Origin of the sequence: Jiella endophytica, from assembly GCF_004519335.1 — a bacterium.
In the GTDB taxonomy this organism is placed as follows: domain Bacteria; phylum Pseudomonadota; class Alphaproteobacteria; order Rhizobiales; family Rhizobiaceae; genus Jiella; species Jiella endophytica.
This window is the reverse complement of the sequence record NZ_SOZD01000011.1, coordinates 1-20284: the sequence shown is the minus strand read 5'-3', so window position 1 is coordinate 20284 and position 20284 is coordinate 1. Positions and strand designations below refer to the sequence as shown.

The following is a 20284-nucleotide window of genomic DNA, read 5'->3' as shown; positions in this document are numbered from 1 at the left end:
CATCGATTCTGTCGATGCGATGGCGTCGGTTGCGTGAAACGTCGCCGTATGCGTCCTCCCACGATCCGGCAGTCAGGCCGGCGGTTCCGGCGTCCGTTGCCACCCTGGGAGCGGCTCCCCGCCGAGAAGCGGCGACGCCACAAAGGATAATCCGGGCGCGGAGGGGCCGACCGGACATTGTTTCGAGCGTATGCGAGTGCACCGCCGCATCGTCCGCCGATCGACTTTGAACTTTTATCGATCGTGCAGTTGGATTGGAGAGCCGGAGCATCCCGGCCCGCAGTGCCAGGCGGGAAATGCGTATGGGATAGACTTGGCGCATGCCCGGAAAGCTTTGCGCCTTTCGGGCGAATACTCGAACCGCCGCCACTCGAGGAGGGCATATGCCGCGCATACTCATCGTTGACGACAGGGCCGACGTCCGCCGCGCCATCGAGGCCATCCTCAAGGCGCGCGGCTATCTCAGTCGCTCGGCGGAGGGCGGCTGCCAGGCGCTGGAGCTCCTGCGCGAGCATCACTTCGACGCCATCGTGATCGACATCTTCATGCCGGATCTCGACGGGATCGCGACGATCCAGCTGATGCGCAACGACTTTCCGAATTTGCCGATCATCGCGATTTCCGGCCAGGCGGTGCCGCCGGGAAGCGATGGCAGCGTCGATTTCCTCCAGATGGCGGTCAAACTCGGAGCTTCCGCCTCGCTCCACAAGCCCTTCACCCCGGCGCAGCTGATGGACGCGCTCGAGGCGGCGACCCGGGGGCGGCGACCCGCCGGTGATGCGCCCGTCCGCCTCGCGGACCACTATCTGAAACGCCAGATCCGCCTGTCTTCGGCGGACGCGCAGCCGCGCACGCACTGACCGGCAGGCGACAAAGTGTCGCAACGGGGTGTCGCGGACACCGTCTGAACCGCCCACAGCATCGGCCCGAATATCGGATTCGATTTTCGGAAAGCGCGATACGGTGATCGAATGAGTTGGAGCGTACGCTGCGCGTCCCATCGGACGTGCGGCGCTCTTGCGTCACCCGGTGCAGGTTTTCAGCGCGTCGGCAGCCTCACCACGGTGAACCAGAAATCCTCGATCGCCTGGACGATCTTCTGGAAGGCGACGAGATCGACCGGCTTGGTCACGTAGCAATTGGCCCCCTTGGCATAGGTCGCGACGATGTCCTGTTCGGCTTCGGACGAGGTCAGGATCACCACCGGGAGGTGACGCAGCCCGTCGTCGGCCTTCAAATCCGCCAGAAGCTCGTGGCCGCCCTTTCGCGGCAGGTTGAGGTCGAGGAGGATGAGGTCCGGCTGCATGCCGGGGATCGCGTAACGCGACTTGTCCCTGAGAAAGGCCAGCGCCTCGACGCCGTCGACCGCGATCGACAGGTCGATCTTCAGCTTGCTGACTTCGAAGGTCTCGACGGTCAGATCCGCGTCGGCCGGATTGTCCTCGACGAGGAGCACCTTGATCGCGTCCTGCATGGCGTCCCCTCACGCTGCCGGGATGGTGAAATAGAACGTGGTCCCAATACCCGGCGAGGATTCGAACCAGATCTTGCCGCCATGACGCTCGACGATCTTCTTGCTGATCGCAAGGCCGATGCCGCTCCCTTCATAGCGGCCGCGCTCGTGCAAGCGCTGGAACATCTGGAAGATCCGCTCGGCGAATTTGCGGTCGATGCCGATGCCGTTGTCGGCGACCGAGAACACCCAGACGCCGTCGCGCTTCTTCGCCCGCACATAGATATTCGGTGGCTCGCCGGAATGGAACTTGATGGCGTTGCCGATGAGGTTCTGGAACACCTGGCCGAGCTGCACTTCGTCGCCGGTCACGTTCGGCATGTCGTTCACCTCGACCCGCGCGCCGCTTGCCTCGATCGCTCCGCGCAGGGAGGCGACGACCGAGCGCAGCAAGGCCTCCGTATCGACATCGGCGAAGGGCTGGCCCTGGGACTTCACCCGCGAGAAGGCCAGGAGATCGTTGATCAGCAACTTCATCCGCTTGGCGCCGTCGACGGCATAGCCGATGTACTTGTCGGCCCGCTCGTCCAGCTGGCCCTGGTAGCGCTGGGAGAGAAGCTCGGTGTAACTGGCCACCATGCGCAACGGCTCCTGCAGGTCGTGGGCGGCGATATAGGCGAACTGTTCGAGCTCGGAGTTGGAGCGCGCCAATTCCTCCGTGCGGGTCGCCCGTTCGGCATCGGCGCGCTTGCGCTCGGTGATGTCGCGGGCAATCTTCGAGGCGCCGATCAGCTCTCCGGTTTCGTCCCGCACCGGCGAGATCGAGAGCGAGACGTCGACCCTTTCGCCTCCCTTCGTCAAGCGAACCGTCTCGAAGTGCCGCACGCGCTCCCCGGCCCGGACCTTTTCGAGAAGGTCGTAGAATTCGTCGTGCCGGTCGGGCGGGATGATCAGCTCGGTCCTCTGCCCGACCACCTCGTCCTGCCCGTAGCCGTAGAGGCGCGTCGCGGCCTCGTTCCAGGTCTGGATCCGGCCTTCGAGGTCGTGAATGATGATGGCGTCGTCGGAGGTGTCGACGGCCATGCCGAGCAGGCGCTCGCGGGCCGATTTCTCATGCAGTTCGGCGTTGATCCGCCGCTGCTCCGCGAGCGCCTTGGACAGCGACGCACGCTTGTCGGCCACCTCGGTCGCCATGCTCTTGAAGGCGCGGGCGAGCGTGCCGATCTCGCCGCTGGCCCGGGTCGGCAGTATCGGCGTTTCGCCCCGCTCCATCGCTTCGGCCGCCACGGTCATCTCCCGGATCGGCCGCACCAGGCCGCGGGCGAGGAGAAGCGCGATGACGATGGCGCCGCATGTGGCGACCAGCGCGCCGATCAGGATCGGCTGCTGCGCCCGCTCGGCGACGGCGGTGAGCGTTTCGTAGGGGATCGCCTCGGCAACGAAGATCGGCCCCGTCCCGGCGAGCGTCACCGGCTTCAGAACGACGCCGAAGGCCTCGCCCGCATTGTCCTCCGTCACCTCCGCCAGCGTCTGGCGCGCGGCGATCACCGAGGCGAGGACGGGGAAATCATCGCCGATCCGGGCGGTGCCGCTGCCGCGCTGGAAGGCGAAATCGTGGGTCCGGTCCGGCGACAGGAGATAGTCGCCCTGCGCGTTGACGACATAGAGCGAGCGATCCGGCTCCATCTCGGCTTCCATGTCGGTAAAGATCGCCGCGAGGTCGACATTGATGATGAGAATGCCGAAGGGCTCGCCGTCCTCCGCAAGCATCGGCGTCGAGACCCGGATGACCGGCTGCGGCGGATCCTCGATCTCGCCGCGCTCGACATTCAGCTCGATGGGCGAGACCGAGATGGCACCGTCCTGAAGCGTGATCGCCTGGCGGAAATAGTCGCGGTCGCCCTTCTGCTGGAGCTCGTCCCGCGGTGTCATCTGCAACTTGCCGGCCTTCCTCTCGACGCGCACGATCTCGCGCCCGCCGTCGTCGTTGCCGATCAGCCTGAACTGCAGATAGCGCGGCTCGGCCGACATCTGGCGCAGGAAGATGGCGGCGAGGCGCTCCCGCCATACGGTGCCGGCGACGCCGTCCACCGGATCGATCCCGCCATTGTGGCCCGCCCGCACGACCCCCCTGGCTGCGCTGCTCGCCGCCGCGACAAGAACGTCGTCTGCGGCAGCGTTGACGATGGCTGGAAGCGGCGCGGAGGTGACCTGCAGATGCAGCGCCATCCGGTCCAGTTCGCGGGGCACCACGAGATCGCGCAGATGGTTGTAGCTCAGCGAGCCGACCGCGGCAGCGGTCACGGCGATCAGCGCCGCCATGGCGATGACGAAGCGGGCCCAAAGGCTCATGCCGCCGCTTCGCCGCTCGGTGGTGCGACGTTTCCCGTCTACCGCCGTCGGCGCCTCGTTCCGGCCCGCGCTCCTCCCCAAGATCAACGCCCTTTCAAGCCTCCATAACGTATCTGTCCTGTAAGATTGACATGGAAAATACTTCGCGGGTTCAAGCCTGCTTCAAAAGAAATATTGTTTTTGATTTCATACGGGAGGGTGATCGATTTGGCGGCCCTGCCAATTGCCAGCGCAATGCTGTGACGGCTTGCACCATGGTGCCGATCTCGGTGAAGATTCTGCCGACCTCTACCGGCATGGATGAATGCGGTTGCCGGGTCACCGTCGGAAGCTGCCCGCCGCGGCCCGTCCGACAGCCCCTGCATCGCCCAGCGGCATGCTCCAGCGTGGCAAACCTCCACAAGTCAGAACAAACAGTTGATCATCCATGGCGCTGAACATTATGCCTGTATAAGTTCATATTTATCCGTCTATTCTATAAAAAACCGGGTGTTGTTTTGATTTTTATCGAATGTTAAAACCAGATTTATTACGAGGTAGTCGGACTGTTGTAATGTCTTGAGGTAAGATGCTCAGGCGAATTTCCGGCTTTCGCTGCAGAGGCTTCGATGCGGTTTGCCAACCAGGCACGAGATGACGAGCGAGAGGGCGATTGCATCGCCTGCTTCGCTGGCGGCCGGGGCAACGAGCCGGACCGCAGCGTCGCCAAGCGCTGCCCCGAAGCATCGCCAGCTCCCGGCCGACCCGCTCCGGGCGGTCAGTGGCGGGGCCTTGCCGAAATCATGCAGGTGGCACTCGACGGCGGCGATCCGTCGCTTCTTGTCGACCGTGCGGCGGAGCTTCTCGCCAACGTCTCCGCCGCCGATGGCGTCGCGATCTTCGAGCTCTCCGGCGACCGGCGGACGTTGCGCCTCGTGAGCGGCGCAGGCGAGGTGGCGCGGGATGCCGATGCCAGAGCGTTTCCCGCGGCGGTTTGCCGCCCCCTCTATGAAAGCCTGTCCGGCGAGGGTGCCGTCTTCTTCGACGGCCCGATGCTGGCGACCGCGCTCGCCGCCGAGCTTTCCGGCCGGCACGGGCTGGCCTTCCCGATCGGCCCGCGGCTGCAGCGCGCCGGGGTGATCGCCCTCTTGCGCCGGGAGGGTTTCGACGGCCGCGACGAAACCCTGACGGATTTCGTCGGCAGCCTTGCCTATGTCGTCGCCTCGGCATGGGAGCGGCGGCGCACCGACGCCATTCTGGCGCTCCGCAACCAGGCGCTCGAAGCGCTCGACCAGGGCGTGATGATCACCAGCGCCCGGCGGACCGGCGAGCCGCTGATCTACGTCAATCCGGCCTTCGAGGAACTCACCGGCTACAGCAGTGCCGAGGCGCTGGGCAGGAATCCGCGCTTTCTGCAGGGGCCCGAGACCGATCGATCGACCGTGCAGGAACTCGGCGAGGCGTGCCGCGACGGCCGGTCGATCCAGACGACGATCCTCAATTACCGGCGCGATGGCAGCGAGTTCCAGTCCGATCTCTCGATTTCGCCGATCCGCGACGGCGAGGGGCGGATCACCCATCATGTCGGTGTCATTTCCGACGCGACCGAGCGGCTCGATCTCGAAGCGCAGTTCCGCCAGGCCCAGAAAATGGAGGCGATCGGCCACCTGACCGGCGGCATCGCCCACGACTTCAACAACATCCTCGCCGTCATCCTCGGCAATGCCGAGATCCTGCTCGAGGAAGACCTGGACGTGGCGCATCGTCCGCTTCTCGACCTTGTCATCAAAGGCGCCGAACGCGGCGCGCTTCTGACGCAGCGGCTGCTCGCCTTCGGCCGGCGCCAGGCGCTGCGGCCGGAGCCGGTGGCGATCTCCCAGTCGATCACCTCGCTCGCCGACATGCTGAACCGCACCCTCGGCGAGCAGATCGACGTTGCCATCGCTGACAGGGCAGGATCGCGGCAGGCGATGGTCGACCGGGCGATCTTCGAATCGGCGCTGATCAACCTCGCGGTGAACGCCCGCGACGCCATGCCGGAGGGCGGCACGCTGTCGATCGCGACGCAATCGTTTGCTGCCGGTGACCCGGCATTGCCGGCCGAGCTTTCGGCCGGCGACTACATCGAGGTGCGGGTCGCCGACACCGGCACCGGCATGAGCCCCGAGGTTCTCGCCAAGGCCTTCGAGCCGTTCTTCACCACCAAGGCCGTCGGCCGGGGGTCGGGCCTCGGACTGGCGATGGTCTACGGCTTCGTCAAACAGTCCGGTGGCCATGTCGCCATCGAAAGCGCCCTCGGGGCGGGCACGGTCGTCAGCCTCTTCCTGCCGGTCGCGGCAGAAGCGGCGAAGGAGGCTGCCGCTCCCGCCCGCCGGAGATCGCTGCCGACCGGATCGGAAAGCATCCTCCTCGTCGAGGACGAGGAGGATGTGCGCAATTTCGTCGCCCGGTTGCTCGGCAAGCTCGGTTATCGCGTGACCGAAGCGGAGGATGCCGCCTCGGCGCTGCGCGTCCTCGAAGCGCCGGCAAAGATCGACCTTCTGTTCTCCGACCTGATCCTGCCCGGCGGGACCAACGGCCTGCGACTGGTCGAGCAGGCGCGGGCGATGCGGCCCGGCATCCGGGTGCTGCTGACCACCGGCTACACCGAGGAATTCGAAAAGCTCGCCAAGGGGACGCCGGAGTGGATCCTGCGCAAGCCCTACCGGCAGAGCGAACTGGCGACGATGCTGCGGACCGTTCTGGGCGACGGCGATGCCGCGTCGGCGCCTGGCGAGGTCGCGTCCCGATCTTCGGGCGACAATCCGGCCGTGCGTGAAGGAGCAATGCCATGACCCAGGCCGAGACGGCCGTCTGCATCATCGTCGACGACGATCCGGACGTTCTTCGCATCATCCGCCGCCCGCTGGAACGGCGGGGTCTGAACACCATCGCCTGTGTCTCGCTTGCCGAACTCGAAGACGCGCTCCGCCGGGTCAGGCCGGCGCTGATCTTTCTGGATGCCTCGCTTCCCGACACCGAGGAGGCCGATCCCTTCGACGCGCTCGCCGAAATTCACTGCAATGCCTGGGTCCAGCTGATCAGCGGCAAGAGCCAGAGCGATCTCGCCGAGCTGGCGCTCGCCGGCGAGGATTGCGGCCTGAGGATGCTGCCGCCGATCACCAAGCCGTTCCGGCCCGGCGCCATCGCCGCCGTTGCCGATCTCGTCGACGCACAGCCGGAAGGACGCGCGCAATGAGCCTGACCCAGGAGATCGCCGGGCCGCGTGGCCTGGCACCCGATTCCGCCGATCCGATCCTCACCACGGCGATGGTCAAGGCGTTCTGCCACGACTGCAGGACGCCGCTGGCGGTGATCTCGGAATTTGCCAGCATCGTCAGGGAAGAACTCGAACCCAACGAAACGGGCGACAGTGCCGAACTGCTCGGTCTCGTCCACGACCGGGTCTGGGACGTCGAGACGCTGCTCGGAACGCTGGAGTTCCTCAAGGTGGAGCTTGACGACCCCGCCGGCCGCCCGCCGGCCGAGATCGACGTCGCCGCGCTGATCGAGGATCTGCGGCCGAACATCGAAACCATCGCGGCGCGCTGGGGCATCGAGGTGCAGTTTCTCGGCCCGCCAGAGCCGCCGGTCTGTCTCTGCGACGCCGGGTCCTTCCGCGAGGCCGTCGTGGCGCTGCTCAACGATCTCTGCCGTTCGGCGTCGCGGCGCGACACCATCCGCATCGGCGTGCCGCTCGATCTCGACACCTTGAAACTGCAGCTCTGCCTGTGGCGGGGCGAGGGCTGGACGCCGTCCGAACTCCTCGGCGGCACCGAGCTGATGCGGGTCGAGCCGAAGACCTTCCGCCAACGCTTCGCCGGCATCGTCCTGGCCCGCGCCGGCGGAAGCCTCGTCATCAAGCAGAAGGACACTGGCGCAGCCTTCGTCTTGCAACTCTCCCGCCCATGAGGGGCCGGAAAGCGCCGATGCCTGTGAGGATTTCAGCGATCTGACGACTGATGTGAGGGAATGGAATTGATGATGGCGATGAATCACCCGACGAATGGCGGCCTTTACACCCGCGCCATTCCGGCGATCGCACTGAATGCCCGCGACGCCTTCAAGGACGAGGTCGATACCGCACCGCCGAAGGTGATGGTGGTCGACGACGATCCCGGGATCGTCCGCGCCATCTCGACGCGCTGCCGCCGGCTGGGCCTCGACGTCGTCACCGCGGAAGGCGGGTTGCAGGCCATTCTGAGAAGCCGCAACAATTTTCCCGACGTCCTGATCGTCGACATCTCGATGCCCGAGGTCGACGGCTTCAAGGTCTGCGAGAAGCTCCTGAATTCCCGCATGCCGGCGATGAACGTCATCGTCCTGACCGGGCGCAGCGACAACGAGACGAGCGAGCGCTGTGAGGCGATCGGCGCCTATCTCGTTCCCAAGAACTCCGACGCCTGGAGCAATATCCACGCGATCCTCGCCGACCTTCTGAGCCTCGAATCGCCGCCGACCTCGCTCGATCCGGCCAGCGCACGCATGCCGGGCTCGAATGCCGCGACTCTGCCGGCGGCCGGACCGAGGATCCTCCTCGTCGACGACGACCTCCACATGATCACCGCCATGCGCTCGCGGCTGCAGAAGCTGAAGGCCACCGTCTTCGTCGCCGACAACGGCATCGACGGTTATCGCACCGCGATCCGCGAAGAGCCGCATGCCGTCATCACCGACTATCTGATGCCGAACGGCGGCGGCCACTATCTGATCTGGCGGCTGCGCGAGCGGGTGGAGACGGCGTCGCTGCCGATCTTCGTCGTTTCCGGCGAGATCGAGACCGAGCAGCGGCCGCTGCCGCGCTGGAAGGACCTCGTCGGCCCGCGCGCCGCGACCGGCGTGTTCCGCAAGCCCTTCCACTTCGACGAGATCGCCGATGCGCTGAAGACGCATTGCCCGATCATGCGCGAATGACGGCCCGGCGATGACCGTCACCACCTCCCCGCCGCGCCTCGCCGGTATCCGGTCCCGCCTCCTGTCGCGCCTTGCGTGGCCGAAGCGCGGCTCCGGCTCCGGGGCGATCGCCTGGAAGGCCGCGGTCATATTCGCGCCGATGGCGATCCTGGCAACGCTCGCCTTCGCCGCGATCTTCACGATCGAGCAGGCGGCAAGGGACGAATTGCAGCTGAAAAGTCTCGAACAGATCGTCGACGTCGCCGTCGTCGACGTCAATGCCCATCTGAGCAACGGCGTCTCCGATGCCGGCTTCCTCGCCGAGGACAGCGCCCTCCAGGCCTGGCTCACCAACGCTTCCCCGGCCAATCGCGAGGTGCTGGAACGCCAGTTCGTCGAGTTCCTCAACCACAAGACCCGCTACGATTCGGCCCGGGTGCTCGACGCGTCTGGGCACGAGGTGGTGCGCGTCGACGTCAACGGGGCGGGTGAGGCCGCGGCGCTCGCCAGGCGGCGGATGCAGGACAAGGCGACGCGCTACTATTTCAGGGCGACCATCGGGCTGCCGCGCGGCAGCACCTACGTCTCGCCGATGGATCTCAACATCGAGCACGGCAAGATCGAGGAGCCGATCCGGCCGACGATCCGCTTCTCCGTGCCGATCTATTCGAGCGGCGACAGCCGGCGTGGCATCCTGGTCCTCAACTATCACGCCCATGATCTCCTCGACGATCTCGACCGCAAGGCGGCGGGCCGCGGCGGCGAGATCTGGCTGGTCAACGGCGCCGGCTACTGGCTCCTCGGCCCGGACCCCTCGGTCGAATGGGCCTTCATGTATCCCGACCGGGAGCATCTGAGCTTTGCCAATGCGCATCCGGACGCCTGGGCGGCAATGCGCGGCGAGGGCCAGTCGGCCGGCACGATCTCGACCGGAACGGGCCGCTTCGCCTTTGCCGCTGTCGACCGGTCGACCAGCGCCGGCAATCCCGACTGGTCGATCCGGCCGCGCTGGTATGCGGTGGCCTTTCATGATCTTCCGAAGACCGGTGGAGGCCGCACCGACCTCGCCGGTTTCCTCGCCGCCGCTCTTGCCGTCCTGGCGCTTGCCTCGCTGGCGATCGCCTATCACTGGCAACGCCGGGTGGAGGCGGACGCCAAGGCGTGGGAACTCGCGGAACGGCTGGAGGTGGACAATCGCGCCCTTGCCGCGGTGAACCGCGAGCTCGAAGCCTTTTCCTATTCGGTCTCGCACGACCTGCGGACCCCGTTGCGCTCGATCGACGGCTTCAGCCTCGCCCTTGCCGAGGACCACTCCGACGCTCTCGACCCGGAAGGCCGGCGCTATCTCGAGCGGATCCGCAGCGCCGCCCAGCGGATGGGCCAGCTCATCGACGATCTCCTCGGCCTTGCCCGGGTGACGCGCAGCGAATTGCGGCTGCAGAGCGTCGACGTTAGCGACCTTGCCAACAGCGTGATTTCGGCGCTCGAACCGGACCACGCCGTCGCATGGCAGGTCCAGCCGGGCTTGGTCGCGGAGGCCGACGCCCGGCTGTTGCGCATCGTCCTCGAGAACCTTCTCGGCAATGCGGCAAAGTTCACCGCCCGCACCAAGGACGCCAGGGTGACCGTCGGCTCCCGCTGGGACCAGGACGGGCCGGTCTACTTCGTGCGCGACAACGGCGCCGGCTTCGACATGGAACATGCCGGCCGGCTGTTCGGGGCCTTCCAGCGGCTCCACGCCGGCGAAGACTATGCCGGAACGGGGGTCGGCCTCGCGACGGTGCAGCGCATCGTCAACCGCCATGGCGGGCGGATCTGGGCGGAGGCAGCGCCGGGGCAGGGCGCCAGCTTCTTCTTCACTCTGGGAAAGACGGGCAAATGAGCGAAAAACCGATCCTCCTCGTCGAGGACAATCCGGACGACGAGATCCTGACCATCCGCGCCTTCCGCCGCAACGGCATCCGCACCGAGATCGTCGTCGCGCGCGACGGCGTCGAGGCGCTCGACTATCTGCTCGGGATCGGCTCGCGGGCGGAGGAGGGGCCCCTGGCTCCGCAGCTCGTTCTCCTCGATCTCAATCTGCCGCGCATCGACGGGCTGGAGGTGCTGCGACGCCTTCGCACCGACGCGCGGGGCAAGCTCCTGCCGATCGTTCTTCTGACCTCCTCGCGCGAGGAGCAGGACCTCCTCAGCGGCTACCAGCTCGGCTGCAACAGCTATGTCCGCAAGCCGATCGACTTCGACGCCTTCGTCGAGGCGGCGCGGCGTCTCGGCGAATACTGGCTGTCTCTCAACGAATCTCCGGAAGGTCGGCACGGCCGCCAGGAAGCGCGGGCATGAGCGAAACGACGACGCGCATCCTGATCATCGAAGACAACGAGGACGACGCCGCGCTTCTCGAGCGCGAGCTGAAACGTCATCGCTTCGAGGCCAAGCTCGGCCACGCGCAACGCATCGATGCCGCACGCCGGATGCTCGAGCAAGAAAGCTGGGACCTCGTCCTTTCCGACTACAACCTGCCGAACACGCATTTCTCGGACGTTCTCGCCGCCGCCAAGAAGGCCGATCCCGACATGCCGGTGATCGTCGTTTCGGGCGCCGTCGGCGAAGAGATCGCGGTCTCGCTGATGCATGACGGGGCCAGCGATCTCGTCCTGAAGCACAATCTGTCCCGGCTCGTCCCGGCGGTCATCCGCGAGCTCGCCGCAGCCGAACAGAACCATGCCCGGCGCGAGAGCGAGGAGCGCTTCCGGCAGATCGTCGAGGCCACGTCGGACTGGATCTGGGAGACCGACGCGGAGCATCGCATGGCCTTCGGCACGGTGTTTTCCGAGCAGGCCGAGTGGTCGGATCCGCTGCGCAGCGTCGGCCGCACGCTCTGGGAGGCCTGCGGCATCGACCTCGAGACCGACGCTCACTGGGGCCGGCACAGGCGGCTCCTCGACGAACACCAGCCGTTCCGCAATTTCCGCTTCTGCTATCGCGGGCCAGCCGGCGAGGAATTCCACGTGACGATGACGGGTTCTCCGGTGTTCAGCCGCAACGGCGCGTTCCTCGGCTATCGCGGCGTTGCCAGCGACGAGACGCTGATCGTCGAGACATTCATGCGGGCGGAGCGGGCCGAAAGCCTGCTGCGTCAGCGCAACGCGGAGACGGGGTGAAGCGATTTGTCATGGCTTGCGGCGAGCCGTCCTTCGGTCGCCTGCGGGTGTGATGGGCGCTGGAGCGTAGCCTCTATCACGGGGCCCCACCCGCTATGGCCGTTCCGGCCTCAGTCTTCGCCGTGGAAATTGCGTTCGGCCCTGACCTCGGGGCGCATCGCGCTCTTGCGAAGGTCCGAAACGGCGCCGGTGATGCCCGGCGACTGGTCGGCGGCTTTGCGTGTCGCGGCGATACCGAGTGCCCGAAGGGCGCCCTCCACCTGTTCCGCCAGATCCTTGTCCTCATCGATCCGCATGCGAGTTCCGATCCTTCGAACCGCGTTACCGGAAGCAGACAAGCGATGACTTTTGCTTGAAAGCACGAATGCTGGGGGTGGGGCCGCCGATCGCGGCGGCATGCAGCCCTCCCGAGGCCGCTTTTCGAGACGCGGCGACCTCCCGGATCGGCGCCACGTCTTTGTTCTAGCATCGGACTTTAGGCTAAAGATGGCTGGCTGAATATCAATCAGTTAAAGAAGCGGAAATCTTTTCGCGGCAGTCGCTTCGGCGGAGATCAAGCAGGCTTTCGCACCTCGCCGGAAACGGCGAAGAGCCGCGCTGGCGGCTCTCCGGTCTTCGGTTTCAGCGAGCTTGGGTGCTACCGCTTCACCGCGCCGACCAGCACGTCGCGGCCGTTGGTGATGCGGTTCCACTTGCCGGGATCGGCCGTGCTCTGACGCTTTAAAAAGGCGTAGGGCGTCTCGTGCCAGGGCAGGATGCGCCAGTTGAGATTGTCGAGGATGAAGTCGCCGTCGGTGGTGTGCAGCGTGAGCACGGCGTGGCCCTCGCCATTGGTCTTGCGCACCACGGTCAGGAGCAGGTCGGCATAGTCGATCTTCGCCTTCTCATGCAGCAGGCGGCGCTTTTCCAGCGCGAAGTCCTCACAGTCGCCGGCCTTGCCGGGATAGGTCCAGTATTCCTCGACGCCGTAGAGATCCTCGTCGGACTCCGCCTTGACGCTCGAATTGACCGAGAGATTGATCGCCGCGATGGCGTGGACGAGGGCCGGGTCGAGCTTGACGGGCGTCGGGCGGCCGCGGCGGGCGATCGGCCGGCATTCGTCGGGATTGCGCCGGCAGAAGTCCCGGTGGCCGATGGGTCTCGGTGCCGAGACGCCGATCTGCATGAATGGTCCCCTCGCTTCGATGGCTCGGGCCGTGCCGGTCGACAGAATGACCGTCAGGCAAAGCACGAGCGTGGCGCCAATCGCGCAAATTCTCTCCATGCGTCCCCTCATCCGCAGGTCTATGATGCTGATCTGCCGATGTTCGGTGCATTCGGAAAAAGTGTCAATCTATTGTGCAGCGCAAAGCGGGGTGCCGCGCCAGCCAGGCAACAGATTGGCGAAGGCTTCACGCAGGATACACCCGCAGGATGGGGCGAGCTTCGGGCAAGCTGCGGTTTAAGTGTTGGAAAATATAACGGAATTCAGATCGGCCGCGCGCTCTGTGACATCGGTGTCACACTCGCGCGACTGAAACGCCTCGCACTGTGGATTTCCGCAGGCGTCAGGCCATCTCTCCGGCCGTTTCGACGAGATCGGCGAGGCTGCGGCCGATCAGGTCGAGGTCCTGCGGCCGCGACAGGCGGTGATCGCCGTCGCGCACCAGGCTGAGGATCACCGCGTGGTGCGGCAGGTGCTCAACGAGCGTGAGGGCGTGTTCATAGGGGACGTCGGCGTCGGCCATGCCCTGGATGATGGTGACCGGGCAGCCGGTGTCGATCAGACCGTCGAGCACGAGGTTCTTCCGTCCGTCCTCGAACAGCGCGCGGGTATAAAGGTCCGGCTCGTCGGAATAGTCGGAGGGGATTTCGAGGCGGCCGTCGGTTTCGATGGCGGCGCGCTGCTCGGCCGAGAGCTTCGGCAACAGCAGCCGCTCGGTGAAATCCGGTGCCGGCGCGAGGAGCAGCAACCCCTTGATCCGGCCTTCGAGGCCGAATTCCTTTGCCCGGCGCACGAGATTGAGCGCGATCCAGGCGCCCATGGAGGAGCCGGCGAGGACGAGCGGGGCCTTGCCGAGGGAGTTCAGCACCGCCGCGCTTTCTTCCGTCCAGCCGCCGATCGTGCCGTCCTCGAAGCGGCCGGAGGATTCGCCATGGCCGGAATAGTCGAAGCGGCAGTAGCCGAGGCCGTGGCTCTTCGCAAAGCCGAGAAGGTGCTCGGCCTTGGTGCCGCGCATGTCGGAGCGGTAACCGCCGAGCCAGACGATGGTCGGGGCCTTGCCGGTGATCCTGCGACAGGCGATCTCGCGCGCGGAGGTGCCGGTGTCGACGGTCAGCCGCCCTGCGATTTCGCCCGAAGCCCCGTCGGTCGTGGTCGTGTCGGCAGGCATGTCGTCACCCTTGGTTCGAAGGTTTATGAACCGCCAAGTCTCACGGCCGGGCAGGGCACCGCAAGGGCGGCCCGCAAAAGCCGGCAATGCCGGCCGGCGCGCCGACGAAAGGAGCCCTGCCGCTTGCAAGCGGCGGTATCATGGCCATATCAAGACCGGCGCCGGAGCCAACCGCAGATGATTTTGCGGGCCTGGCCGCGGCCGGAAATGGCGTTTCCGGCCCGCCCCGCAGGTGCCAAAAGCGCCGAGGGATGCTATAGGTGACGCGAAGGCGTTGCTTTGCGCTTTCGGTGGACCCGCGCGACGGACGATCGAAACCGATTTCGACCTCGCGTGTTTCCTCCTCCACAATCAGTCGTCAACGACCGGAGATTACGACCATTCGCAGACCATTTCGTGCACCGCCTGCTCAGAAGGAGGGGCCCCGCTCCAATCGAGAGATCCGCGTCCCGGAGATCCAGCTCATCGACCACGAAGGCCAGAATCGCGGCCAGATCGCGACGCAGGAAGCGCTGGCGATCGCCGAAGAGGCTGGCCTCGATCTCGTCGAGATCGTTCCGACCGCCAATCCGCCCGTCTGCAAGATCCTCGACCTCGGCAAGCTGAAATACGAGAACCAGAAGAAGGCCGCCGAGGCGCGCAAGCGCCAGAAGACCATCGAGGTCAAAGAGATCAAGATGCGGCCGAATATCGACGAGCACGACTACGAGACGAAGATGAAGTCGGTGCGACGGTTCTTCGACGAGGGCGACAAGGTGAAGGTCACGCTTCGCTTCCGCGGCCGCGAGATGGCGCATCAGGAACTCGGGATGCAGCTGCTCAACCGCGTGAAGGAAGAGACGGCGGAATATTCCAAGGTCGAGGCCGAGCCGAAGCTCGAAGGCCGTCAGATGATGATGGTGCTGGCGCCGCGGGGCTGATCCCCGAAGGCGACGCGGCCAGCCTTGCCGGCCTGCACATTGGCCGAATTGCAGGTTACGACATGAACGAAAACGCTGCCCCGGCCACTGGCCGGAGCAGCGTTTTTCGTATCCGGGCGACGGACAAGCATGACGCTCGGCGGCGATTCGCCCGCTTCCGGCCGCAATGTCGCGGCCCGGGACTTTCGCGAGGCGGGCCGCGATCCTATCTCATCGCCGACGCAGCAAGGCGGGAGGACGGGAGATGGGTGGATCGCTTGGCATGGGCCTTGGCCGGGCACCGAGCCTTTCCGATATCGAGACGCTTGCCGTCGAAGCCTATGCCGACCTGCCGGAGGAGTTCCGCTCGCTCTGCGGCGAGATCCGCTTCATCGTCGCCGACTTTCCCGAAGAGGACGTCATCCGCGAGATGGAGCTCGAGACCGAGTTCGACATTCTCGGCCTCTTCGAGGGACGCCCGATCGGCTATATGGGCGTGGCCGCCACCGGCGAGATGACCAACCGCATCCTGCTCTATCGACGGCCGATCCTCGACTACTGGGCCGAGCAGGACGACACCCTCGAAGCGATCGTCCGCCATGTGCTGATCCACGAGATCGGCCACCATTTCGGCCTGTCCGACGACGACATGGAAGCGCTGGAGCGCGAGGCCGACTGACGCTGTTTGCCGGCGTCGTGCAGGGTCTCAGTCGGCGTGCAGGGCAAGGGACAGGAACAGGGCCTGGGGCAGCGGCGTCCAGAGACCGGTCGTCTGGCCGCCTTTCCGCAGCATCGCGGCCGTCCAGCTGTTGCAGTTGGACATGAGATGGAACGTCCAGCGGGCCTCGAAGAACCGGTCGAACTCACCGTAGCCGGCCCCGACGATCTCCCTCGGCCGGCCGTCTTCGCCGGGCGTGAAGCTGCCCAGAACGGCAGCGACGAGGTCCCGATAGGCTTTGTCGGACAGGTCGATCGACATAACTTCCGGATTGCGCGTATCGATGACGCCGGCAAGCTCGACATGGAGCGCGGCGGCATCGCCGGTCAGCGTGCGCAGCAACGGCACCGGCCGTAGGTCGGACCATGTCGGCGTTTCGGTGTAGAAGGTGCGCCCGCCCCAGCCGACGATGATCCAGGCGGCGTTCAGCTGGTCGAGGGGCAGCCCGGCATCGGCGAGAAAGGCGAAATGCTGCCGTGTCGAAGGATCGGCAGGAAGCGCGATGTCGCTGTGGATCGGGCCTTTGAGGACGAGGATCTGCCGCGGCGGACCGTCGTCGCCCTCGGAAACCGGTCCGCCGCGCGGCACGACGACACCGACGAGGAGTGCCAGGGCCGCCACAGCGACCAGCGCGACAAGGCTGCGCAGACATCTGGCGACGAGCGATCGGCGGTTGCGCGAATCTCCTGCCTTATTGCTCGCCAAGCTTCATCGCCGGATCGTAGGCCTTGCCGTCGACGGTCTTCGTCACCGCCTGGCCGCAGCGCATGGTCTTCGTCTCGGCATCGAAGGCGTAGGTCGGCGAGCCATGGAGTTCCCATCCCTTCGACAGCGCCAGCGAGACCTTGTGGCAGAAGCTGGCATCGTCCGGGCCGGAGAGAAAGCGGTAGAGTTTCATCGGCTGTCCGTGTTGGCTGAAGCGGCGTTGCGCGCGGCGATGGCGTCGCGCATGGCGAGGATCCGGCGCGCATCGGTGAGATGCAGCCGCTCGACCATCCGCCCGTCGATCTGAATCACGCCCTTCTGGGCATTTTCCGGCCGCCTGAAGGCGGCGACGATCGCTTCGGCCTCGGCGATCGCGGCATCGCTTGGGCCGAAGGCGGCATTCGCCGGCTCGATCTGCGCCGGATGGATCAGCGTCTTGCCGTCGAAGCCCATGCGCCGGCCGGCGGCGCATTCGCGGGCATAGCCCTCGTGGTCGCGAAAATCGCGATAGACGCCGTCGAGGACGTGCAGCCCGTTGGCCTTGGCCGCCAGCACGATCTGCATCAACCATGGCAGGAGTTCGGTGCGCTCGGCATCCGGCAGGACATTCGTCGCGAGCTGGATGTCGTTCGGCCCGACGACGAAGCCCGAGAGCCGGCCGCGCACGCCCTTGCGGGCGATCTTTTCGGCCCTGACGATGCCGCGCGGCGTCTCGACCATTGCCCAGAGCCGCAGCCGTGCCGGCGCGTCCATCTCGTCGAGCGCCCGCGACGCGTCCTTGAGCACGTCGCTGTCCTCGACCTTCGTCAGAAGCACTGCATCGACGCCCGCGCCGCGCGCCATCAACAGGTCCTCGGTGCCCTCGCGGCTGTCGAGCGGATTGATCCGGACGATCTTCGGCCCCGGATGGCGGGTCTTGCCGAGATGCTCGCGCAGCCGCTCGCGCGCTTCGTCCTTGGCTTGCGGCGCGGCCGAATCCTCGAGGTCGTAGATCAGGCCGTCGGCGGCCAGAGCCTCGGATTTTTCCAGCGCCCGGCCGTTGGCGGCCGGCACGAAGAGCAGCGAGCGTAGGAGCATCGGATCGCGAACCATGAGGCGGGCTTGATTGCGTGGCACGGACGGATCCGCGTCACGATTTGCCTCGTTTCCTGCAACGGAGTAAGCCATCGCGCAAGCAATTAAGATCGGAGGTCGCGACCCATGCAGAAATTCGACAAGCTCACCGGCGTCGCCGCGCCCCTGCCGATCGTCAATGTCGATACCGACATGATCATCCCCAAGGACTTTCTGAAGACGATCAAGCGCACCGGGCTCGGCAAGGGCCTGTTCCACGAGCTGCGCTACAATGACGACGGCTCCGAGAACCCTGATTTCGTCCTCAACAAGCCGGCCTATCGCAATGCCGAGATCCTCGTCGCCGGCGACAATTTCGGCTGCGGCTCGTCCCGCGAGCACGCCCCATGGGCGCTGCTCGACTTCGGCGTCCGCTGCGTGATCTCGACGTCCTTCGCCGACATCTTCTACAACAACTGCTTCAAGAACGGCATCCTGCCGATCCGCGTGACGCCGGAGCAGCTGGCGCTCTTGATGGACGATGCCGAGCGCGGCTCGAATGCCCGGCTCAGCGTCGACCTCGAGAACCAGACGATCTCGGGGCCGGACGGCGGCTCTATCACCTTCGAGATCGATCCGTTCCGCAAGCACTGCCTGATCAACGGCCTCGATGACATCGGACTGACGCTGGAGCGGGCCGGCAGGATCGAGGATTTCGAACAGACCCTCGCCGAGGAGCGCCCCTGGGCCTGAGGCGTCGGAGGCACCGCGCAAGCCAGGCACCAGCCGCGGCGGGTAGGGAACGCCGGCAGGAAGGCGAGGCACTTCAAGGCGCCGCCGCCTTTCCGCCGAAAGCCGATGATCGGGTGTTGACGCGCCGGGCGAAATCATCGAATAAGGCGCCCGCAGCGCTGCCGTAGCTCAGGGGTAGAGCACTCCCTTGGTAAGGGAGAGGTCGAGAGTTCAAATCTCTCCGGCAGCACCAGCGTCATCCTGCAAAATCCAAATGTCTCGACGTTGCCGGCCACCTGTCGCCGCGGCGTCTCCGCCCTGCATCTGGTCGCGTCCTGGCCGAGCGCGCTGGCTATCTTCTTTCGCCATGGCTGGCTAAATGTCTCCGGGACTGGCGAGGGGCTGCAAAAGTGCCGGCTCGCCGCGCAACGCCCGGGGAGACCACCATGGCCATGACGCTCTACGAACTCGTCGGCAGCGATGCCGCCAGGCCGTTCTCGCCGCATTGCTGGAAGGCGCGGCTGGCGCTGAAGCACAAGGGTCTCGACTTTCAGACCGTGACGGCCGGCTTCACCGAGATCCCCGGCCTCGAGGGCGGCTTCTCGAAGATCGTGCCGATCCTGAAGGACGGCGAGACGCTCGTCGCCGATTCTTTCGCCATCGCCGAATATCTCGAGGCCACCTATCCCGACCGGCCGAGCCTCTTCGGCGGCGAGGGTGGCCGCGCCCTGTCGCGCTTCGTCGAGAGCTGGTCGCAGCGGACCATCCATCCGCAGATCGCCCGGCTGGTGGTGCTCGACATCCATGCCGGCCTTGGCGAGCGCGACCAGAGCTATTTCCGCGAGAGCCGCGAAAAGGCTTTCGGCACAACGCTGGAAGCGTTCGTCGCCGACCGCGAGGCGCGGGTCGAGCCGTTGCTCAAATCGATCGAGCCGCTGCGCGCCATCCTCGCCAGGCAGGCCTTTCTCGGCGGCGAGAGCCCGCTCTTTGCCGACTACATCGTCTTCGGCGCCTTCCAGTGGGCGCGCGTCACCTCGCCGCTCCCGATCCTGCCGGCGGGAGACGAGGTGGCGGCCTGGTTCGAGCGGTGCCTGGCGCTTCATGACGGCGAGGGCGGGAAGGTGCCGGCGGCTGCCTGATTTCGCGCCATCGGCTTGCTCCCCAAATGTCTCGCCGCTATAGGTCGCGCCACCTTCCCGAACGTTGAGAACAAGGATTTCCAGATGGCGGTCGAACGCACCTTCTCCATGATCAAGCCCGATGCCACGCGCCGCAACCTGACCGGCGCGATCACCAAGCTGCTCGAAGAGGCCGGCCTCACCGTCGTCGCCTCCAAGCGCGTCTGGATGAGCCGCCGCGAGGCCGAGGGCTTCTATGCCGTCCACAAGGAGCGGCCGTTCTTCGGCGAGCTCGTCGATTCGATGTCTTCCGGCCCGACGGTCGTGCAGGTGCTGCAGGGCGAGAACGCCATCGCCAAGAACCGCGAAGTGATGGGCGCCACCAATCCGACCCAGGCCGAGGAGGGGACGATCCGCAAGGAATTCGCCCTGTCGATCGGCGAGAATTCGGTGCACGGCTCCGACGCGCCGGAGACGGCCGCCCAGGAGATCGCCTACTGGTTCTCCGAGACCGAAATCGTCGGCTGAGGCTTCGGGGCGCCGGCGATGGCGCCCCACTGATCTGAAGGGGAGATTGCCGAGGCCTTTTTCCGGGCTCGCATAAGATGATCACCCCCCTCTGCCCTGCCGGGCATCTCCCCCCTTGAGGGCAGGTCTATCGCATATGGCGAATGAGATCGAAAAAGAAGCTTTCGTCCCATCCGGCCTTGAGGAGTTTTCGTCGCATGGGGGTCTTGTCGGGATGCAGTCTGGCGACGTTGAGGGCGAGGCGCCGCAAGACGGCGAGGTTCTGCGGCGCGTTGTCCTTGC

21 protein-coding genes, 1 tRNA gene and 1 pseudogene are annotated in these 20284 nt (G+C 65.9%); 14 read left to right on the top strand and 9 right to left on the bottom strand.

The annotated features are described in order from the left end of the window. Window positions 1-383 precede the first annotated feature (383 nt). Window positions 384-860 carry a response regulator gene (locus tag E3C22_RS22335; protein WP_167591872.1) on the top strand — a complete coding sequence of 159 codons (477 nt, stop codon included), beginning with the start codon at window positions 384-386 and terminating at the stop codon, window positions 858-860. 179 nt (window positions 861-1039) lie between these two features. Here the strand turns inward: E3C22_RS22335 and E3C22_RS22330 are convergent, their stop codons facing one another. Beyond that, entirely contained in the window at window positions 1040-1474 is a 435-nt protein-coding gene (locus E3C22_RS22330; RefSeq protein WP_134764102.1) for a response regulator, read from the bottom strand. Window positions 1475-1483: 9 nt separating this feature from the next. Further along, a complete protein-coding gene (locus E3C22_RS22325) occupies window positions 1484-3805 on the bottom strand; it encodes a sensor histidine kinase (protein ID WP_134764101.1) in 2322 nt (773 codons plus the stop codon). 608 nt (window positions 3806-4413) lie between these two features. On the opposite strand from E3C22_RS22325, the gene E3C22_RS22320 reads away from it, so the two are divergent. From E3C22_RS22320 to E3C22_RS22290, 7 genes are all read left to right on the top strand, one after another. Continuing rightward, a complete protein-coding gene (locus tag E3C22_RS22320; protein ID WP_134764100.1) occupies window positions 4414-6618 on the top strand; it encodes an ATP-binding protein in 2205 nt (734 codons plus the stop codon). After that, a complete protein-coding gene (locus E3C22_RS22315; RefSeq protein ID WP_134764099.1) occupies window positions 6615-7022 on the top strand; it encodes a response regulator in 408 nt (135 codons plus the stop codon). The genes E3C22_RS22320 and E3C22_RS22315 overlap by 4 nt, the downstream gene beginning before the upstream one ends. Next, window positions 7019-7735 (top strand): histidine kinase, encoded by a 717-nt coding sequence (locus tag E3C22_RS22310; protein WP_134764098.1) that lies wholly within the window; start codon window positions 7019-7021, stop codon window positions 7733-7735. The genes E3C22_RS22315 and E3C22_RS22310 overlap by 4 nt, the downstream gene beginning before the upstream one ends. 69 nt (window positions 7736-7804) lie before the next feature. Beyond that, window positions 7805-8737, top strand: a complete 933-nt coding sequence (locus tag E3C22_RS22305) for a response regulator (RefSeq protein WP_167591871.1) — start codon at window positions 7805-7807, stop codon at window positions 8735-8737. A 10-nt stretch (window positions 8738-8747) separates the two neighbouring features. After that, entirely contained in the window at window positions 8748-10598 is a 1851-nt protein-coding gene (locus E3C22_RS24695) for a sensor histidine kinase (RefSeq protein ID WP_206027014.1), read from the top strand. Beyond that, on the top strand, window positions 10595-11056 hold the full coding sequence (locus E3C22_RS22295) for a response regulator (protein WP_134764096.1): 462 nt from the start codon (window positions 10595-10597) through the stop codon (window positions 11054-11056). Before E3C22_RS24695 ends, E3C22_RS22295 begins: the two co-directional genes overlap by 4 nt. After that, window positions 11053-11877, top strand: coding sequence for a response regulator (locus E3C22_RS22290; RefSeq protein ID WP_134764095.1), 825 nt, complete (start codon window positions 11053-11055; stop codon window positions 11875-11877). The genes E3C22_RS22295 and E3C22_RS22290 overlap by 4 nt, the downstream gene beginning before the upstream one ends. A gap of 110 nt (window positions 11878-11987) precedes the next feature. Here the strand turns inward: E3C22_RS22290 and E3C22_RS22285 are convergent, their stop codons facing one another. From E3C22_RS22285 to E3C22_RS22275, 3 genes are all read right to left on the bottom strand, one after another. Beyond that, window positions 11988-12173, bottom strand: coding sequence for a hypothetical protein (locus tag E3C22_RS22285; protein WP_134764094.1), 186 nt, complete (start codon window positions 12171-12173; stop codon window positions 11988-11990). A gap of 341 nt (window positions 12174-12514) precedes the next feature. Then, window positions 12515-13141 carry a transglutaminase-like cysteine peptidase gene (locus E3C22_RS22280; RefSeq protein ID WP_134764093.1) on the bottom strand — a complete coding sequence of 209 codons (627 nt, stop codon included), beginning with the start codon at window positions 13139-13141 and terminating at the stop codon, window positions 12515-12517. Window positions 13142-13424: 283 nt separating this feature from the next. After that, window positions 13425-14249 carry an alpha/beta hydrolase gene (locus E3C22_RS22275; RefSeq protein WP_134764092.1) on the bottom strand — a complete coding sequence of 275 codons (825 nt, stop codon included), beginning with the start codon at window positions 14247-14249 and terminating at the stop codon, window positions 13425-13427. 380 nt (window positions 14250-14629) lie between these two features. Between E3C22_RS22275 and infC the strand changes: the two genes are divergently transcribed. Together infC and E3C22_RS22265 are read left to right on the top strand one after the other, a co-directional pair. Next, the gene (gene infC, locus E3C22_RS22270; protein ID WP_134764147.1) at window positions 14630-15169 is read left to right on the top strand and encodes a translation initiation factor IF-3; all 540 of its coding nucleotides are present in this window, start codon (window positions 14630-14632) and stop codon (window positions 15167-15169) included. 244 nt (window positions 15170-15413) lie between these two features. Further along, window positions 15414-15827, top strand: a complete 414-nt coding sequence (locus E3C22_RS22265; RefSeq protein ID WP_134764091.1) for a metallopeptidase family protein — start codon at window positions 15414-15416, stop codon at window positions 15825-15827. Window positions 15828-15854: 27 nt separating this feature from the next. On the opposite strand, the gene E3C22_RS22260 is transcribed toward E3C22_RS22265, so the two are convergent. Genes E3C22_RS22260 through E3C22_RS22250 form a run of 3 tightly spaced genes read right to left on the bottom strand, consistent with a single transcriptional unit; the run spans window position 15855 to window position 17663 of the window. After that, complete coding sequence (locus E3C22_RS22260) at window positions 15855-16571, bottom strand: TIGR02117 family protein (RefSeq protein ID WP_134764090.1); 717 nt, start codon at window positions 16569-16571, stop codon at window positions 15855-15857. Next, window positions 16558-16764 (bottom strand): DUF1737 domain-containing protein, encoded by a 207-nt coding sequence (locus tag E3C22_RS22255; RefSeq protein WP_134764089.1) that lies wholly within the window; start codon window positions 16762-16764, stop codon window positions 16558-16560. Before E3C22_RS22255 ends, E3C22_RS22260 begins: the two co-directional genes overlap by 14 nt. Continuing rightward, window positions 16761-17663, bottom strand: coding sequence for an HpcH/HpaI aldolase/citrate lyase family protein (locus E3C22_RS22250; protein WP_134764088.1), 903 nt, complete (start codon window positions 17661-17663; stop codon window positions 16761-16763). The genes E3C22_RS22255 and E3C22_RS22250 overlap by 4 nt, the downstream gene beginning before the upstream one ends. A gap of 108 nt (window positions 17664-17771) precedes the next feature. On the opposite strand from E3C22_RS22250, the gene leuD reads away from it, so the two are divergent. The 4 genes from leuD to ndk all read left to right on the top strand — a co-directional run bounded on the left by leuD (window position 17772) and on the right by ndk (window position 20002). Continuing rightward, entirely contained in the window at window positions 17772-18377 is a 606-nt protein-coding gene (gene leuD / locus E3C22_RS22245) for a 3-isopropylmalate dehydratase small subunit (RefSeq protein ID WP_134764087.1), read from the top strand. Window positions 18378-18534: 157 nt separating this feature from the next. Beyond that, window positions 18535-18609 (top strand) — tRNA-Thr (locus E3C22_RS22240). A 193-nt stretch (window positions 18610-18802) separates the two neighbouring features. Continuing rightward, window positions 18803-19495 (top strand): glutathione S-transferase family protein, encoded by a 693-nt coding sequence (locus E3C22_RS22235; RefSeq protein WP_134764086.1) that lies wholly within the window; start codon window positions 18803-18805, stop codon window positions 19493-19495. Between the two features lie 84 nt (window positions 19496-19579). After that, on the top strand, window positions 19580-20002 hold the full coding sequence (gene ndk / locus E3C22_RS22230) for a nucleoside-diphosphate kinase (RefSeq protein ID WP_134764085.1): 423 nt from the start codon (window positions 19580-19582) through the stop codon (window positions 20000-20002). Between the two features lie 127 nt (window positions 20003-20129). Here the strand turns inward: ndk and E3C22_RS22225 are convergent. Continuing rightward, a pseudogene (locus tag E3C22_RS22225) lies at window positions 20130-20284 on the bottom strand (ISAs1 family transposase); the annotation flags it as partial.

What these genes read in the sequence shown, in the direction of transcription:
- E3C22_RS22265 (WP_134764091.1), top strand. Translation starts at nt 15,414, where the DNA reads ATGGGTGGATCGCTTGGCATGGGCCTTGGCCGGGCACCGAGCCTTTCC.
- ndk (WP_134764085.1), top strand. Translation starts at nt 19,580, where the DNA reads ATGGCGGTCGAACGCACCTTCTCCATGATCAAGCCCGATGCCACGCGC.
- E3C22_RS22330 (WP_134764102.1), bottom strand. Translation starts at nt 1,474, where the DNA reads ATGCAGGACGCGATCAAGGTGCTCCTCGTCGAGGACAATCCGGCCGAC.
- E3C22_RS22250 (WP_134764088.1), bottom strand. Translation starts at nt 17,663, where the DNA reads ATGGTTCGCGATCCGATGCTCCTACGCTCGCTGCTCTTCGTGCCGGCC.
- E3C22_RS22290 (WP_134764095.1), top strand. Translation starts at nt 11,053, where the DNA reads ATGAGCGAAACGACGACGCGCATCCTGATCATCGAAGACAACGAGGAC.
- E3C22_RS22280 (WP_134764093.1), bottom strand. Translation starts at nt 13,141, where the DNA reads ATGGAGAGAATTTGCGCGATTGGCGCCACGCTCGTGCTTTGCCTGACG.
- E3C22_RS22305 (WP_167591871.1), top strand. Translation starts at nt 7,805, where the DNA reads ATGATGGCGATGAATCACCCGACGAATGGCGGCCTTTACACCCGCGCC.
- E3C22_RS22320 (WP_134764100.1), top strand. Translation starts at nt 4,414, where the DNA reads ATGCGGTTTGCCAACCAGGCACGAGATGACGAGCGAGAGGGCGATTGC.
- E3C22_RS22275 (WP_134764092.1), bottom strand. Translation starts at nt 14,249, where the DNA reads ATGCCTGCCGACACGACCACGACCGACGGGGCTTCGGGCGAAATCGCA.
- E3C22_RS24695 (WP_206027014.1), top strand. Translation starts at nt 8,748, where the DNA reads ATGACCGTCACCACCTCCCCGCCGCGCCTCGCCGGTATCCGGTCCCGC.
- E3C22_RS22335 (WP_167591872.1), top strand. Translation starts at nt 384, where the DNA reads ATGCCGCGCATACTCATCGTTGACGACAGGGCCGACGTCCGCCGCGCC.
- E3C22_RS22315 (WP_134764099.1), top strand. Translation starts at nt 6,615, where the DNA reads ATGACCCAGGCCGAGACGGCCGTCTGCATCATCGTCGACGACGATCCG.
- E3C22_RS22295 (WP_134764096.1), top strand. Translation starts at nt 10,595, where the DNA reads ATGAGCGAAAAACCGATCCTCCTCGTCGAGGACAATCCGGACGACGAG.
- E3C22_RS22255 (WP_134764089.1), bottom strand. Translation starts at nt 16,764, where the DNA reads ATGAAACTCTACCGCTTTCTCTCCGGCCCGGACGATGCCAGCTTCTGC.
- E3C22_RS22310 (WP_134764098.1), top strand. Translation starts at nt 7,019, where the DNA reads ATGAGCCTGACCCAGGAGATCGCCGGGCCGCGTGGCCTGGCACCCGAT.
- E3C22_RS22285 (WP_134764094.1), bottom strand. Translation starts at nt 12,173, where the DNA reads ATGCGGATCGATGAGGACAAGGATCTGGCGGAACAGGTGGAGGGCGCC.
- E3C22_RS22325 (WP_134764101.1), bottom strand. Translation starts at nt 3,805, where the DNA reads ATGAGCCTTTGGGCCCGCTTCGTCATCGCCATGGCGGCGCTGATCGCC.
- leuD (WP_134764087.1), top strand. Translation starts at nt 17,772, where the DNA reads ATGCAGAAATTCGACAAGCTCACCGGCGTCGCCGCGCCCCTGCCGATC.
- E3C22_RS22235 (WP_134764086.1), top strand. Translation starts at nt 18,803, where the DNA reads ATGGCCATGACGCTCTACGAACTCGTCGGCAGCGATGCCGCCAGGCCG.